The organism is Parabacteroides gordonii MS-1 = DSM 23371, from assembly GCF_000969825.1.
GTDB lineage: Bacteria > Bacteroidota > Bacteroidia > Bacteroidales > Tannerellaceae > Parabacteroides > Parabacteroides gordonii.
The window spans coordinates 1504063-1519671 of the sequence record NZ_KQ033920.1 but is presented as its reverse complement, the minus strand read 5'-3'; the positions used below and the strand labels follow the sequence as shown (position 1 = coordinate 1519671).

Here is a 15609-nt window from a genome sequence, read left to right as displayed (position 1 = left end):
CAATGTTGAGGAAACAAATTAAGTACCTGATGGTGTATTCGCTTCTGACCTTGCCTAGTATCATACAGGCGCAGGATGATGTGACGAATGCTTTCGATGACCTGAAAAGACAGGGAACAGTCAATGAGCAGGAGTCGGAAATGCGTCGTACAGCCCCATCGGATGCCGTGAATAAGTTGATACAGGAAAACCCGGCCTGCGGTTATTTTTGTTTTACGGAAGACCGGATGCATGATATCCGTATGACGGATGCGATACCTCTACGCTGGGTGGAACGTCCGGCCGCATTGCGTACGACGTTTACCGGAGAATGTCTTCCCGGTGAATTCTATACCTGGCAGGTCGGACTTTTTGCCCCGTATGAAGTATTATCGGATGTATCCGTCTCTTTTTCCGATTGGAAGAATGAGAAAGGGAATAAGATTCCGGCTTCGGCTTTCCGCTGTTTCAATCTCGGAGGAGTCGATACGAACGGAAAACCGTTTAAAAAGAAGATCGATGTACCCAAAGGCAATTTACAGGCATTATGGATAGGAGGGGATATGCCGGCAACAGCTTCCGGTACTTATAAAGGTACTGTCACTGTGAAGGCTACCAATGCAAAACCGGTGGAGATCGCCTGCGAACTGACCGTAAAAGGAGAACCTGCCGTTAATCACGGGGACGACGAAGGATGGCGGAAGACTCGTTTACGCTGGCTCGATTCTTCTATCGGAAATGCGGATGAACCTACATATCCTTATATCCCGGTCAAACAGCAAAAGCAGGCTGTCTCCTGGCTGGGAGGAACGATGGAGTTGTCGAAGAACGGTCTGCCCCAATCTATTGCTACCCGTTATGACCAGAGCAACCAATTGGCAGACCAGGCTAACAATCCCGTGTTGTCCGGAGCCATGCGATTTATCATAGAAACGGAGAAAGGAGAAGAAATACTGAAACCCGGATCTTTCCGGATCACGGAAAAGAACAAGGCTTCGGTAAGTTGGTCGGTCGCTAGCAAGAGCCGTCACTTTGAAGTCCTATGTACAGGCAAACTGGGTTTCGATGGCCTGGCTGATTATAAGATAGAAGTACGGTCGCTGGGAGAAGTGGCGGTGAAGGATATCCGTCTGGAAGTACCTTATACATCCTACGCTGCTGACTATATGATGGGGTTGGGGCATAAAGGCGGTTTCCGCCCGGACTCTGTGATCAACTGGCGATGGAACGTCGACAAACATCAGGATAAAATTTGGATGGGAAATATAAATGCCGGTCTGAACTTCTGCTTCAAAGATGAAAATTACAACCGTCCATTGGTGAATATCTACTATGCTTTAGGCAAGTTGAATCTCCCTGTTTCATGGGGAAACGCCAATAAAGGCGGTATCGATATCCTGCCGGAGAAAGACGGGACTGTCCTGCTGAAAGCCTATAGCGGCGAACGCAGGATGCAGCGAGGGGAGACCTTGCACTATAATTTCAATATGCTGGTCACCCCCGTAAAACCGCTCGACCTGAAAGGGTTGGCTGAAAACCGTTTCTATCATTCCAACAGCGATGTAAGTGCCGGTTATATTCCTGCCGCCTTGGAAGCAGGAGCCAATATGATCAATGTGCATCATAAGAAAGATATTTACCCGTTCATTAACTATCCGTATTATGATGAAGCCGTTCCGGATCTGAAACGTTTTATTTCAGACGCACACAGCAAAAACCTGGATGTGAGACTGTATTATACGACCCGCGAACTGACGGTGAAAATACCCGAACTATGGGCTCTCCGTAGCCTGGGTAGCGAAGTGATCCATGATGGCCCCGGGAAAGACGCCCGTACCCTGATCCACCGGAACGGCCCGCACGAATGGCTGAACAAGAACCTGACGACTCATTTCATCCCGGCTTGGTATAACGCTTTCCAAGAAGGTAAATATGCCGGGGATATGGATATCTCGGTCATCACGACTCCCGATTCGCGTTGGAACAATTACTATCTGGAAGGGTTGGACTGGATGATAAAGAACCTGGGACTGGATGGTGTCTATATCGACGACAGCGCCTTGGATCATCAGACCCTGCAACGTGCCCGCCGTATTATGGATGCCGATGGCAAACGCCGCCTGATAGATATCCATTCCTGGAATCACATGAACGAATGGGCCGGTTATGCCAACTCCCTGCATCTGTATCTGGAATTGCTGCCTTATGTAGACCGTACCTGGATCGGTGAAGGCTTCCCTGCAAACAATACGTTAGACTTCTGGTTGGTGGAAATGTCTGGTATTCCTTTCGGCCTGATGAGTGAAACGCTGGATGCCCGTAATACCTACCGGGGAATGATGTACGGTATGCTTCCACGCCTTCCGTGGAGCGGTAACCCGGTTCCGCTATGGGGGCTGTGGGACTCCTTTGGAATGAAAGATGCGGTGATGAGAGGCTACTGGGACGAACGTTGCCCGGTAAAGACCGACAATCCCAATATCCCGGCCACCGTTTATATTCATGGGGATAAAGCGCTGGTCGTACTGGCAAACTGGACTGATCTGCCGCAGACGGCTAACATAACCCTCGACGAGCAACTGTTGGGATTCAAGCCGGTGTCATATACACTACCCGAAATAAGGAATATGCAATGGGAGGGTAAGTTGCCCGCTCTGAAACAATGTGAACTAATGGGACGTGGCGGAATGATCATTCTATTGGAGAAATAAGAAACCCGAACGAACCCAGTTCCGTTTTGTATAAGTTAAAGGGCCGAATGATACCATATCGGCCCTTCTTTTTTTGCTGAAGTGTAAAATCCGGCTCTCTCTTTTCTCTATCTTTGTTTCCTACAATGGAAAAGGAAAGCACTATGAATAACACAACAGAGCAGTCCCTTTGGGGACTTTTGGAAGGGATAACGGATAACCTGAAGCATAAACGTCTGGCGGATGTCTTTCGTTTTGTGTCCTTTCAGCCGTTCGAGACCTTCGGCCCGCACCAGCATCTGCGTATAGAGATCAATTATGTCAAGAAAGGGAATTGCATCCTTCACCTCGAAAACGAAAGTATCAGTTTCAATGAGAACGAAATGATGATCATCTGTTCAAACGTAGAGCATACCTTCGAGGCAGGCTCGGAAGGCACCACGCTCATGCAGCTGGAATTCCTGCCGGAGATATTCTCCCGCTTCAATCCCCATGCGCAGGACGAGACGGGCGAACTGACTCCCGTAACGATCTTTTCGGAGGAGAACCGCCTGATCAAAATCGTCAACAATGTCCGTATCATGCGAGCCGTCCAGCGTATCGTCAACGAGATGAACCTGAAAAGTAAATACTATCAATACCTGGTAGTGATGTACTATGCGGAACTGCTTATTCTGATCTATCGCTATATGGATGAGTCCTACCTGCCGATATGTACAAACGAGTCGCTGAAAAAGGCAATTTCCTATATCCGTATGAACTACCAGTCGGACGTAACCATCAGCGACGTGGCCGGACAAACCGGCATAGGGGAGCGCTACCTGCGCAAACTGTTTGCCCAGCATCTCAATCTGTCCCCGCTGGATTATCTGAACCAGATACGGATCAATAAAGCGATCGAGTTGCTGCGCAATACGGAAATGTCGATCAAGGAAGTCTGCTTCACCTGCGGCTTTAAATCGCCGCAATATTTCTCACGTGTCTTTAAACAGCAGATGGGGATCACTCCGAGGGAGGTTACGAAATAGATTTCCGTTTTGTACACATATTCCCGCTAAAAGAGCCTACCTGCATACGTTGCAATTGAAGTTACCTATGCCGCTTTTGTACATACCCGTTAACTTTGCAATCAGTAATACAGTATTAAACAGACATTGAAAAAACGATAGTAGAATGAAAGAATGGAAAGATGATAAAGCATTGTTCTCTTTGATAAAGGAGGAGCTTTATACGGCAGTTATTGGTGACATCATGGATAAGATGGGGTATACCCGTCAGTTTCTTCCCCCACAGATCCGTCCGCTTCGCGACAACATGCTGGTTGCCGGACGGGCAATGACCGTTCTGGAAGCCGATGTGCTGGATCATGGAAAGGAATGCGGCCAGAATCCGTTGTTGAAACGCTCTTTCGGACTGATGCTGGAAGCGTTGGACGACCTGAAGGAAAATGAAGTCTACGTCTGTTCCGGTTCGTCCCCGGCCTATGCCCTGTGGGGCGAGTTGATGAGTGCCCGTGCCATGCAGTGCAAGGCGGCAGGTGCGGTAGTGAATGGTTATTCCCGCGATACGAAAGGGATCCTGGCACTCGACTTCCCCTGTTTCTCTTACGGGCCGTATGCACAGGATCAGGCGCCCCGTGGAAAGGTGATCGATTTCCGTGTCCCCATCGAAATGGACGGTGTGCGCATTAACGACGGCGATATTCTGGTAGGAGATATAGATGGTGTATGCGTCGTGCCGCGCAGCATCGAAGAGGAAGTGTTTACCCGTGCACTGGAAAAGGCCCGTGGCGAACGTATGGTATTGAAGAAAATTCAGGAAGGAATGAAAGCCCGTGATGCTTTCGATCAATTCGGTATAATGTAATAAACAAAGACAGACATGAAGATCACAGATGTTAAAGTATGGTTGGTACAAGGTATCAAATACAACTGGACGCTACTTAAAATATATACGGACGAAGGTTATACCGGAGTCGGCGAAGCTACCAACTGGCCGGGAAGCCCGATCGTCTTCGAAGCAGCCAAACACGTCGGACAGCGCATTATCGGTCTCGACCCGATGAAGACAGACTTTATCTGGACGAAGCTCTACCGCGACCTGAACTGGATCGGCCCGTATGGTGCCAGCCTTTGTGCGATCAGCGGGATCGATATGGCCTTGCTGGATCTGAAAGCAAAGGTACTGGGCGTTCCCTGTTACGAATTACTGGGGGGAGCCTACCGGAAAGATATATTACTGTATGCCAACTACTGGTTTACCGGCGGCGGACACAACGCAAAGGATTACACCGAGCAGGCACTGAAAGTAAAAGAAGCCGGCTTTACCGGCCTGAAGTTCGACCCGTTCGCACACACAAACTATTTCTATGGTGAAGACCTGGCATCCAACCTGACCCTGACGGCCGCACAGCAAGACCTCGCTTTCGATGTGTCGAAGGCCGTCCGCGATGCCGTAGGCCCGGAGTTCGATATTATGATCGAGACACACGCCATGCTGAACTACCGCGTAGCCGTGAAGATGGCCGAACGCCTGGCTAAACTCGATATCACCTGGTACGAGGAACCCGCCGGCCCGGAAAGTTCGCAGACCCTGCGGGCTATGCGCGAACGCATCCCTTCGGATGTGGCTATCTGTGTCGGCGAACGTCATTACACCCGTTTCGGTATCCGTTCGATCCTGGAGAAACATGTCTGCGACGTGATCATGCCCGACATCACCCGTTGCGGCGGCCCGTCGGAAATGAAGCGCATGGCTTCGATGGCGGAAGCCTATAACGTATTGATCGCCCCGCACAATCCCAACGGCCCGTTGTCTACGCTGGCCTCTTCGCATGTGTGTGCCGCCATCCCTAACTTCTTCCGTCAGGAATTCATGTATAACGATGTGCCCTGGCGCGATACGGTGATCGACCATCCGATTGCAGAGATGGTGTACGACGGTCATCTGCACCTGTCCGACCGTCCCGGCTTGGGAGTAGACCTGGTGGAAGAAGAGATGGAAAAACACCCGGGTATCACTTCCGACGCTCCCGATAACTTCTATATTTAAGCGTATGAGTTTTACGATAGACTATAAAGATAAAGTAGTGCTCGTTACCGGCGTATCGTCCGGTATCGGGCTCGGTACGGCCTGCCAGTTTGCCCGGGCAGGTGCCCATGTGGCCGGATGTTCGCGTAAGGCTTCCGGAGATAAGGAGGCGGTTGCTTTCCGTAAGGCCGTTGAGGACGCGGGAGTGCAGGCATTCTATAAACAAACGGATGTGACCCGTCCGGAGGAGTTGGAAGAGTTGGTAGAAGGGACGATCCGCACGTTCGGACGCCTGGACATCCTTGTCTCCAGTGCCGGGGTCAACGTCTTTGAAGGAGCTGAAGGATGCACGGAAGAACGCTGGCAGTACAACCTCGACCTGAACCTGGCGGCACACTGGCGACTGGCGAAACTCTGCAAGCCTTACCTGGAGCAGAGCGGGGCGGGAGTGATCCTGCTGATGACATCCAACCATGCTTTCGGAACGATTCCCGGCTGCTTCCCGTATAGCGTAACGAAAACGGCCATCACCGGGCTGGTGCGTAACCTGGCGATCGAGTGGGGGCCTGCCATCCGCACGGTCGGCGTAGCTCCCGGCTTCATCGATACGGCCGGCAATGATACCTGGTTCGACTCCTTCCCCGACGCGGAAAAGGAACGTCAGCGAACCATCGACCTGCATCCCGTCAAACGGATCGGAACCGTAGAAGAAGTCGGTGCCCTATGCGTCTACCTGGCTTCTCCAATGGCTAATTTTATCAGCGGCACAACGATCCTGATGGACGGCGGACGGTCGGCTTTGATGCAGGATGAATAGTCAATCTTTTTTACCATGAACACAATAGACTTACTCATATTTATCGCCTACTGCGCCCTGATCCTTTTCGTCGGCCTTTTCGTTTCGAGGAAGAAGAAAGGGGAGGAGCGCGATGCGGGCGATTACTTCCTGGCAGGTCGCGGACTGGCCTGGTGGGCGATCGGTGCTTCGATCATCGCCTCTAATATCTCGGCGGAGCAGTTCGTCGGCATGTCGGGTTCCGGCTATGCCATCGGGTTGGCGATGGCTACCTACGAATGGATCGCGGCACTCGGACTGATCATCGTGGCTAAATACTTCATCCCGATCTTTCTGGAGAAGAAGATATTCACCATGCCGCAGTTCCTGGAAGAACGCTTCGACAAGCGGGTAAAGACCGTGATGGCCGTCTTCTGGTTGGCCGTCTTTATCTTTATCAACCTCACTTCCATCCTTTACCTCGGCGCACTGACCATCGAGAAGGTGATGGGTGTCCCCATGATCTGGGGAATTGTCGGACTGGCAGCCTTTGCCGCTATCTACTCCATCTACGGGGGACTGAAGGCAGTGGCACTTACCGACGTGATCCAGGTCGTCTTCCTTGTTGGCGGCGGACTGATAACGACCTATATCGCCCTCGACCTGCTGGGTGCCGGCGAAGGAGTCTGGCAAGGCATCACGAACCTGTATGCACAGACCGAAGATAAGTTCCACCTGATCCTCGACAAGTCGCACCCGAGTTATAAAGACCTGCCCGGTATCTCCGTCATCCTCGGCGGACTGTGGGTGGCCAACCTGTATTACTGGGGATGCAACCAGTATATTATCCAACGTGCCCTGGCCGCTAAATCGGTGGGAGAGGCGCAGAACGGTATGCTGTTTGCCGGCTTCATCAAACTGCTGGTTCCGTTGCTGGTGGTTATCCCCGGCATCGCTGCCTTTGCATTGGATGCACCGTTGGAGAAGTCGGACGAAGCCTATCCGTGGCTGCTCAGCAACCTGCTTCCGGTAGGAGTGAAGGGGATCGCTTTCGCCGCCCTGACAGCAGCTATCGTCAGTTCGCTGGCTTCCATGATGAACAGTATCTCCACGATCTTTACGATGGATATCTACAAGTCGTACTTTCGGAAGGAAGCCGGACAGCAGGAACTGGTGAAGACCGGCCGCTGGGCCAGTTTCCTGTCGCTGCTGGTTGCCGTGTCGATCGCGCCGATGCTTTCGGGGCTCGACCAGGCGTTTCAGTATATCCAGGAGTTTACCGGCTTTATCAGTCCCGGAGCGTTGTCGATCTTCCTGGCCGGGTTCTTCTATAAGCGGGCGACGGCGAACGGGGCACTGGCTGCGGCTCTCGGCTCTTTTGTCTTCTCCACGGGGATGAAATTCCTCTGTCCCGGTCTGCCGTGGATGGATCGTATGATGATCGTTTTCTTCCTCTGCTGCGGATTGATCGTCCTGCTGGGCAGCCGTAAGCCGGTGGAGAATGCATACACCACACACTCGCCCGGGCTGTTCCGCACGAGCCGCATGTTTAATATCCTGTCCTTCGTCGTGATAGCGATACTGATAGCGTTCTATTGGTTCTGGTGGTAATAATAATAAAACAACACAATATGAAAAAGACTTTCTTACTTCTAGGCACCTGCCTTCTTATGGGGCAAGGCATACTTGCCACCGGATTATCGCCGGAGTCTGCTTTTCTGATCCCCTCAGAGGTGGCGGGTGTGGACAATCCGGCGCTGCTCCTGAGCGGCACCTGGCAATTCCGTTATGCCCCGAAAGACAAGTGGAACAACGTGCAGGTACCCGGCGAACTCGCCATGCAAGGCTACGCCATCCAGCACGACACCCCTTATCTCTACCGCAAATCCTTTACCCTTCCGGCCGATTATAAAGGCAAACGGACGATACTCCGCTTCGACGGCGTGTACAGCCATGCCCGCCTGTCGGTGAACGGTACCTTTATCCGCGAACATCACGGTGGTTTCACCCGTTGGGAAACAGACATCACCGACCATGTCCGTCCCGGAAAGAAGAACGAGATACAACTGGAAGTGACCGACCGTATCGACGATATCTCCTATGCATCCGGTTACGGTCACCACCCGATCGGCGGTATTTTACGCGACGTCACGATTTTTGCCCTGCCTGCAAACTGTCTCTATGACTTTGCGGCGGAGACGCACCTCGATACCCTCTACCGCGATGCCGTATTGAAAGTATCTTACCAAGGCGAGACAACCGGAAACGCGGAAGTCGCCTACACCCTGACCGACCCTTCCGGCCGCAACGTCCCTCTTGCCCAAAGCATCTTCCCGTTGAAGAAGAATGAGAACAGCAACGAACTCCCGGTACGCAACCCGCTGAAATGGGATGCCGAACACCCCAACCTCTACACCCTCACCGTCGCGATCCGTGAGGAAAACAAGGAGACCACCCGCTTCAGCAAACGCATCGGTTTCCGTGACGTGAGGATCGTGAAAGACCGTATGCTCGTCAACGGCCAGCCCGTCAAACTGCGCGGAGCCTGCCGCCACGATATCCACCCGACGTTGGGACGTACCACGACAGCCGAGCTCGACAGTCTCGACGTCATCCGCTTCAAGCAGTCGAACATGAACTTCGTGCGCACCTCGCATTATCCCCCGTCGGAAGCGTTCCTCAACTATTGCGACCGCTTCGGTATCTACGTGGAAAGTGAGACAGCCGTCTGCTTCGTTGACACCTACCGTCAGAAGAACTATGCTCCCGGACGGACGCAGGACAGCGCCGAATTCGCTCCCCGCTATCTCTCCCAATGCCGCGAGATGGTGAAATCGTTCCGTTCCCATCCGTCCATTCTGTTCTGGTCGATCGGCAACGAAAGCATCTACGGGAAGAACTTCCAGGCCTGCTGGGACTGGGTGAAGGCTGCCGACACGACACGCCCTGTCATCTTCAGTTACCCCGGCTCGGTGAAAGACAGGAAGCCGGTCTACGACATCCTCAGTATGCATTACCAGGACGTGAACGGCGATGTGAACCAGTTCGGAATGTCCACCCGCAACTTCCAGGGACACGGCATCCCCGCCCTTTTCGACGAATGGGCACACCCGGCTTGCTACACCTATAAGACATTGCAGGACGACCCGAATATCCGTGAGTTCTGGGGCATCTCCCTCGAAAAGATGTGGAGTGGCCTGTTCGATGCTCCCGGCGGTTTGGGCGGTGCCATCTGGGGATATATCGACGAAACATTCATGCTCCCCGAACCGAAGAAGGGCACTGCTTTCTGGAAAGAATTCGCCCGTACTGCCAAGCCCGAGGACTATCAGGGTAACTGTGTCGGTTACGGCGAGTGGGGTATCGTAGACGTATGGCGCCGGGAGAAACCGGAGTTCTGGTCGACCAAGAAAGCCTATTCGCCCGTCCGCCTGCTGACGGAACAGGTCGGCAGTTTCACCCCTGGCGAGCGTCTGATCCTTCCGGTCTACAACCGTTTCGACCATACGAACCTCAGCGAGATAAAGGTGCGCTACACCTACAACGGCACTGAGAAGGAAGCCGCCGCCCCAGCCGTCCTGCCGCATCAGAAAGGCCTCCTGGTTATTCCTTCGGAAGACTGGAAAGATGGTAGCGAACTACTGGTGAGCTTCCTCGATGCCGACGGCAGGCTGATCGACGCTTCCCTCGTCACGCTTGGAAAGCAGACCGTTGTCCTTCCGCAGCCCACCCGCAAAGGTACGCTTCAGGTGGAAGATACGCCCGACCGTATCCTCGTCAAAGGCAACGGCTTCGAGATCCCTTTCTGCAAGGAAACCGGCCTGATCTACAACGCCACAGCCGGCGGAAAGGTCATCATCGAAAAAGGCCCTTTCCTTAACCTCGACATCAATCTGAACCACCTCACCGGAGCCGAAGTACGCAAGAGCGCCACCAAGTTCATGACCTCGGATGCCGACTGGCAGAAGCAAAGCATCACTTACGAGAAACGGGGTGCCGACGTCCTCGTCCTGCTCTCCGGCAACTACCGCGATGTCCGCACCGACATCCGCCTGCTGATCTCGCCGGAAGGAAAGATGCAGATCGACTACCTGACTGACGGACAGCCCAACGGCTTCCTTCGTGAGACAGGCCTGTCGTTCTACCTGCCCGAAACGCTCGACCGCCTCACCTGGAAACGCCGTGGCCACTGGAGCTATTACCCGGCTGGGGAATTTGCCGGCAACGAGGGCAGCACTTCCCTTTACAACCCGAACAAGGTAGCCTACGGTGCCCGTCCCGACCAACCCTGGTACGACGACACCCACAACTACTATTACTGGGCCGATGCCGGAGCTAACTGCGACCGTCCGCTTACCCAGAAGGCCAAAGGAATGAAAGAGAACATCTACTTCTACACCCTTTCGCCCGCTGCGGGAGACGGCCTGTCGGTCATCTCGCCCGACGCATCCGTTGCCTGCCGCTCCAGTAAGCGTGCCGACGGCCAGCTGCTCCTCTACGTCAACAACCGCTGGGATTACCCCGAAATCGCCTGGGGCAACTATTGCAAAACCCTCGAAGCCAATCCCTGCTATGGCAGGATAGAGATTGTATTTTGATAAAAAAGGGATGCGGTTTGTGCCGCATCCCCTTTTCATTCACTCCTTAATCGTAATCCTTCCCGACCAATCTCCGACAGCAACCCGCTGCATCGGTTTCGGGTTGGTTGTACATTGCGACATCACCCGCAACTTATATTCTCCCGGTGGCAGATTAACAGAGTATAATGGTGGTTAGATAGTGCTAACAGGTAAGCTCATACAGTGTCAACGCTCCTGTATCAGAGGTAAAAGAGGTATATTGTATAATATACAGCCTAAATAGGGCTGAATCGTAAGATAGTATAACATTTTCGAAACAAATGCACCTTTTCATTCCTTCGCAATAGGGTATCTTTGCACCAAAACAACAGAACAAGTGATATGAAGAAAAAACATCTGCTATTTACCCTTTTGTGCAGCGGCTTTATCGCCTGTACGGGGCCTACACCGACGCAACAGTTAGCGAAGGATATTCAAAACGATAATACCCTGCATATAGTCGACAGTATGGCGCGCGCCACGATCCGCAGCGGTTTCAATGCCGGGAGCGGTTACTCCCAGATCTGGGCACGCGATATGAATACCTTTATTGAAGTGGCCTGCGAGGAAAGCAATCCGGCGGAGTTGCGCCATGCGATCGTCCTGTTCTTTGCCCTTCAGCAGCCTAATGACGAAATGATCGATGGGTATGTGCTGAAGGAAGATTTCACCTGGGGAGACGATCATCCGTACTATTCGGAAACGGCTCCCGATCATGTAGCCTTTAAGAATACGGTGGAGACAGACCAGGAGTCGTCGCTGATCCAAATCGTAGGAAAGTATATCCGCAAGACGGGCGACCGTTCCATCCTCGACGAAGAAGTGGCAGGCCGCACAGTCTACCAGCGGATGGTCGGAATGATCGATTACCTGATGAAAGAACGCTATAATGAACAATACGGCCTGCTCTATGGTGCCATGACGGCTGACTGGGGTGACGTGCAGCCCAACGACCCGTTTGGCTGCGATATGAACGAGTTGTCCGACCCGGCCATCGACGTATACGACAATGCCATGTTTATCATCGCCCTTAATTATATGGACGAGATGACGGCTGATGAAGCCGATAAGACCCGTTGGAAAGAACTCCGCCAGCATATCGCCGGAAATGTGCGCAAGCACCTTTGGGATACGCAGCGTCAGAAGTTCATCCCTCATATTTATATAGAGAACTCGCCGATTCCCGAAGGGTTCAACGAACTGGACGTGCATTATCACGGGGGAACGGCTATCGCTATCGAAGCCGGATTGCTGTCGGCCGAAGAGATCGCTACGGTCAATGCGCAGATGGTCGAGAATGTCCGTCTGTCGGGCATGCCGAGTATCGGGCTGACGCTTTATCCTACCTACCCTGACGGCTTTTTCCACGGGGGGATGGCGAAATCGTACCTGTATCAGAACGGCGGCGACTGGACTTGGTTCGGAGGCCGTATGATCCAGCAGTTGATTGCCAACGGCATGGTGAAGGAAGCGTACGAGGAAGTGCGTCCGATGATCGACCGTGTGATCAAGAACGACGGTTTCTATGAGTGGTACGGCATGGGAGGTGTTCCCAGCGGTTCAGGCCATTTCAAAGGGTCGGCAGGCGTGCTGGCGAAAGCAATCGAGATGTTTAACGAATGGGCGGAAGAGAATAAATAAACGAAGATAATGAGAAAGAGTAATTACGATAAAACCCCCTCGACAGTTGTCGGGGGCAGGCTCTGGAAAGGCTGGGAGTCTGTTTTGGATAAGTTGAAGGAAGCCTGCAACGGCTCTGAGTTGGCGCATGGAGTTGTTGTTGTCGAATGCTATCAGGGTGTGCATCCGGAAGAGCTAGCTAAGCACCTGGCGGCATTGCAACCTTCATTGATCATTCATTCGGAGATGTTCTTCAAAGGCGTAGAAGAGATCGAAGCGATGACGTATCCTTATCTGACGGACGACCGCCTTTTCGGTCGCCGCGCCGCTTTCCATTACACGGACTTTCTGGATGAGAGCCGGATGGAGGTGTGTCGCGAAAAGATAAAAGCAGCAGACGGATTGGTTATCGTCTGGGGCCCCGGTGCCGCTTGTCTGGTGCCCGAACCCGATGTGCTGGTCTATGCCGATATGGCGCGCTGGGAGATACAGCAGCGTTTCCGTCGCCGGGAGATTAATGGTCTGGGCGTGAAGAACCGGGAAGAAGCGCCATCGTTGCATTACAAGCGCGGTTACTTTATCGACTGGAACGTATGCGACGACTTGAAGAAACAGTTGTTGCCGAAGGTGGACTTCTGGCTGGACACGCATATCCCCGAAATGCCGAAGATGATTACCGGCGAGACGATGCGCGACGGACTGGTCAAGACGGCTCACCGTCCCTTCCGTGTGGTGCCTTTCTTCGATCCGGCTCCCTGGGGTGGCCAGTGGATGAAGGAGGTGTGCGACCTCGATAAGGAACAGGATAACTTCGGATGGTGCTTCGATTGCGTCCCCGAAGAAAACAGCCTGTATCTGAAGGTGGAAGGGGAGTTGTTCGAGATGGCTTCCAACAACCTGGTGTTCTACCAGACCCGCAACCTGCTGGGTGCTCCGGTGGAGGCGCGCTTCGGGCAGGACTTCCCGATCCGTTTCGACTTCCTCGATACGATGGGAGGGGGCAACCTGAGTTTGCAGGTGCATCCCACTACACAATATATCCGTGATACGTTCGGTATCTATTATACGCAGGACGAAAGCTACTACCTGCTCGATGCGGGCGAAGGGGCTACCGTTTACCTGGGCTTGAAAGACGGGGTAGATCCCGATGAAATGATTGCCGCCCTGAATGAAGCGCAGGAGTCGGGCACTACTTTCGATACTGAGAAATATGTAAACAAATGGCCTGCCAGGAAGCACGACCATTACCTGATACCGGCGGGCACGATCCATTGTTCGGGTTCGGAAGCGATGGTGTTGGAGATCAGTGCCACACCGAGTATCTTTACCTTCAAACTCTGGGATTGGGATCGCCTGGGACTGGACGGCAAGCCGCGCCCTATCAATATCGCCCACGGCTCACATGTCATCCAGTGGGAACGGCAGACGGATTTCGTACGCGACCAGCTGGTCAACCATTTCGAACCGCGTGCCGAAGGGGAGGACTGGCGTGAGGAACGCACCGGCCTGCATGAGAACGAGTTTATCGAGACACGCCGCCACTGGTTTTCCGGAAAGGTGCCACACAATACGGGCGGGGGTGTCAACGTTCTGAATGTGGTGGAAGGGGATGAGCTGATCGTCGAGAGTCCGACGGATGCCTTCGAACCGTTCATCGTGCATTATGCCGAAACATTCATCGTCCCTGCCGTGGTAGGCGATTACACGATCCGCCCTCACGGTATCTCTGAAGGCAAGACCTGCGGTACGATCAAAGCGTATGTACGGACGAAAGGATAATAACTGAACATAAAATATATACCATGTATACCAACGATAACCGAATAGTAATGACCCTTGATGCCGGAGGAACCAACCTGGTCTTCTCTGCCATCCGGGGCGGCAGGGAGATAGTGACACCTATCACCTTGCCTTCCTGTGCCTGCCACCTGGATCAATGCCTGGGACAACTCCTGACCGGCTTCACCCATGTCAGCGAACAATTGCCGGAAGCCCCGGTAGCCATCAGCTTCGCTTTCCCCGGGCCGGCCGATTACCCCGCCGGGATCATCGGCGACCTTCCGAACTTTCCTTCTTTCCGTGGAGGAGTGGCCTTGGGCCCGTATCTGGAAGAGAAGTTCGGCATTCCTGTCTTCATCAATAACGATGGAGACTTGTTTGCTTATGGCGAAGCCCTGACCGGAGCCCTGCCGGAGATCAACCGCCGCTTGGAAGAAGCCGGAAGTATCAAACGCTACAAGAACCTGCTCGGTGTGACGCTGGGCACAGGCTTCGGAGCGGGTGTCGTGCTGAACGGCAATCTGCTGGAAGGCGACAATGCGGCGGGAGGTGATATCTGGTGCTTCCGCAATAAGAAATACCAATCTTATATCGTGGAAGAAAGCGTCAGTATCCGCGCCGTGCAACATATCTACGGATTGCTGTCGGGCGATGCTTCTCCCTTCACTCCCAAAGATATTTATGATATAGCCGAAGGAACTCGTCCGGGTAACCAAGAGGCTGCCCGTTCCGCCTTTGCCGAATTGGGCGAAATGGCCGGTGATGCCCTGGCGCAAGCGATTACGCTGATCGACGGTCTGATCGTTATAGGCGGTGGCCTGACAGGTGCTGCGAAGTATTTCATGCCGTCCCTTCTGAAGGAGATGAACAGCGAAACGGGGATGATGAACGGTAGCCGCTTCAGTCGCCTGCAAAGTAAGGCTTTCAATCTGGATGACGCGGCGGAGTTCGAACAGTTCGCCAAAGGAGCGGCGGTGAGGATTGCTGTGCCCGGTTCCGACCGTACCGTCAATTACGACCCGTTCAAACGGATCGGTGTGATTATCAGCAAACAGGGGGCAAGCCGTTCGGTGGCTCTGGGCGCTTATGTGTATGCATTAAATCATCTATAAACAAA

11 protein-coding genes are annotated in these 15609 nt (G+C 53.2%); all 11 read left to right on the top strand.

Annotated features, from left to right (window positions below; genetic code table 11):
* Positions 1–2 precede the first annotated feature (2 nt).
* The 11 genes from HMPREF1536_RS23350 (at position 3) to HMPREF1536_RS23305 (ending at position 15604) form a co-directional block, all read left to right on the top strand.
* Entirely contained in the window at positions 3–2690 is a 2688-nt protein-coding gene (locus HMPREF1536_RS23350) for a glycoside hydrolase domain-containing protein (protein ID WP_028727337.1), read from the top strand.
* Positions 2691–2833: 143 nt separating this feature from the next.
* On the top strand, positions 2834–3697 hold the full coding sequence (locus tag HMPREF1536_RS23345; RefSeq protein ID WP_028727338.1) for an AraC family transcriptional regulator: 864 nt from the start codon (positions 2834–2836) through the stop codon (positions 3695–3697).
* A gap of 145 nt (positions 3698–3842) precedes the next feature.
* Positions 3843–4535, top strand: a complete 693-nt coding sequence (locus HMPREF1536_RS23340; RefSeq protein WP_028727339.1) for an RraA family protein — start codon at positions 3843–3845, stop codon at positions 4533–4535.
* Between the two features lie 15 nt (positions 4536–4550).
* Entirely contained in the window at positions 4551–5720 is a 1170-nt protein-coding gene (locus HMPREF1536_RS23335) for a mandelate racemase/muconate lactonizing enzyme family protein (RefSeq protein ID WP_028727340.1), read from the top strand.
* Positions 5721–5724: 4 nt separating this feature from the next.
* Complete coding sequence (locus HMPREF1536_RS23330; protein ID WP_028727341.1) at positions 5725–6516, top strand: SDR family NAD(P)-dependent oxidoreductase; 792 nt, start codon at positions 5725–5727, stop codon at positions 6514–6516.
* Between the two features lie 15 nt (positions 6517–6531).
* A complete protein-coding gene (locus HMPREF1536_RS23325; protein ID WP_028727342.1) occupies positions 6532–8085 on the top strand; it encodes a sodium/sugar symporter in 1554 nt (517 codons plus the stop codon).
* Between the two features lie 20 nt (positions 8086–8105).
* Positions 8106–11072: a glycoside hydrolase family 2 protein gene (locus HMPREF1536_RS23320; protein WP_028727343.1), complete on the top strand. Its 2967-nt coding sequence runs from the start codon at positions 8106–8108 to the stop codon at positions 11070–11072.
* A gap of 19 nt (positions 11073–11091) precedes the next feature.
* Positions 11092–11250, top strand: a complete 159-nt coding sequence (locus HMPREF1536_RS27990) for a hypothetical protein (protein WP_157316970.1) — start codon at positions 11092–11094, stop codon at positions 11248–11250.
* A gap of 185 nt (positions 11251–11435) precedes the next feature.
* Complete coding sequence (locus HMPREF1536_RS23315; RefSeq protein WP_028727344.1) at positions 11436–12734, top strand: GH36-type glycosyl hydrolase domain-containing protein; 1299 nt, start codon at positions 11436–11438, stop codon at positions 12732–12734.
* Positions 12735–12743: 9 nt separating this feature from the next.
* Complete coding sequence (locus tag HMPREF1536_RS23310) at positions 12744–14492, top strand: class I mannose-6-phosphate isomerase (protein ID WP_028727345.1); 1749 nt, start codon at positions 12744–12746, stop codon at positions 14490–14492.
* Positions 14493–14515: 23 nt separating this feature from the next.
* The gene (locus HMPREF1536_RS23305) at positions 14516–15604 is read left to right on the top strand and encodes an ROK family protein (protein WP_028727346.1); all 1089 of its coding nucleotides are present in this window, start codon (positions 14516–14518) and stop codon (positions 15602–15604) included.
* Positions 15605–15609 lie beyond the last annotated feature (5 nt).

Bases quoted from the DNA above. Each gene is read 5' to 3' on its own strand.
- HMPREF1536_RS23310 (WP_028727345.1), top strand. From the start codon at position 12,744: ATGAGAAAGAGTAATTACGATAAAACCCCCTCGACAGTTGTCGGGGGC.
- HMPREF1536_RS23340 (WP_028727339.1), top strand. From the start codon at position 3,843: ATGAAAGAATGGAAAGATGATAAAGCATTGTTCTCTTTGATAAAGGAG.
- HMPREF1536_RS23330 (WP_028727341.1), top strand. From the start codon at position 5,725: ATGAGTTTTACGATAGACTATAAAGATAAAGTAGTGCTCGTTACCGGC.
- HMPREF1536_RS23335 (WP_028727340.1), top strand. From the start codon at position 4,551: ATGAAGATCACAGATGTTAAAGTATGGTTGGTACAAGGTATCAAATAC.
- HMPREF1536_RS23305 (WP_028727346.1), top strand. From the start codon at position 14,516: ATGTATACCAACGATAACCGAATAGTAATGACCCTTGATGCCGGAGGA.
- HMPREF1536_RS23320 (WP_028727343.1), top strand. From the start codon at position 8,106: ATGAAAAAGACTTTCTTACTTCTAGGCACCTGCCTTCTTATGGGGCAA.
- HMPREF1536_RS23350 (WP_028727337.1), top strand. From the start codon at position 3: ATGTTGAGGAAACAAATTAAGTACCTGATGGTGTATTCGCTTCTGACC.
- HMPREF1536_RS23325 (WP_028727342.1), top strand. From the start codon at position 6,532: ATGAACACAATAGACTTACTCATATTTATCGCCTACTGCGCCCTGATC.
- HMPREF1536_RS23345 (WP_028727338.1), top strand. From the start codon at position 2,834: ATGAATAACACAACAGAGCAGTCCCTTTGGGGACTTTTGGAAGGGATA.
- HMPREF1536_RS23315 (WP_028727344.1), top strand. From the start codon at position 11,436: ATGAAGAAAAAACATCTGCTATTTACCCTTTTGTGCAGCGGCTTTATC.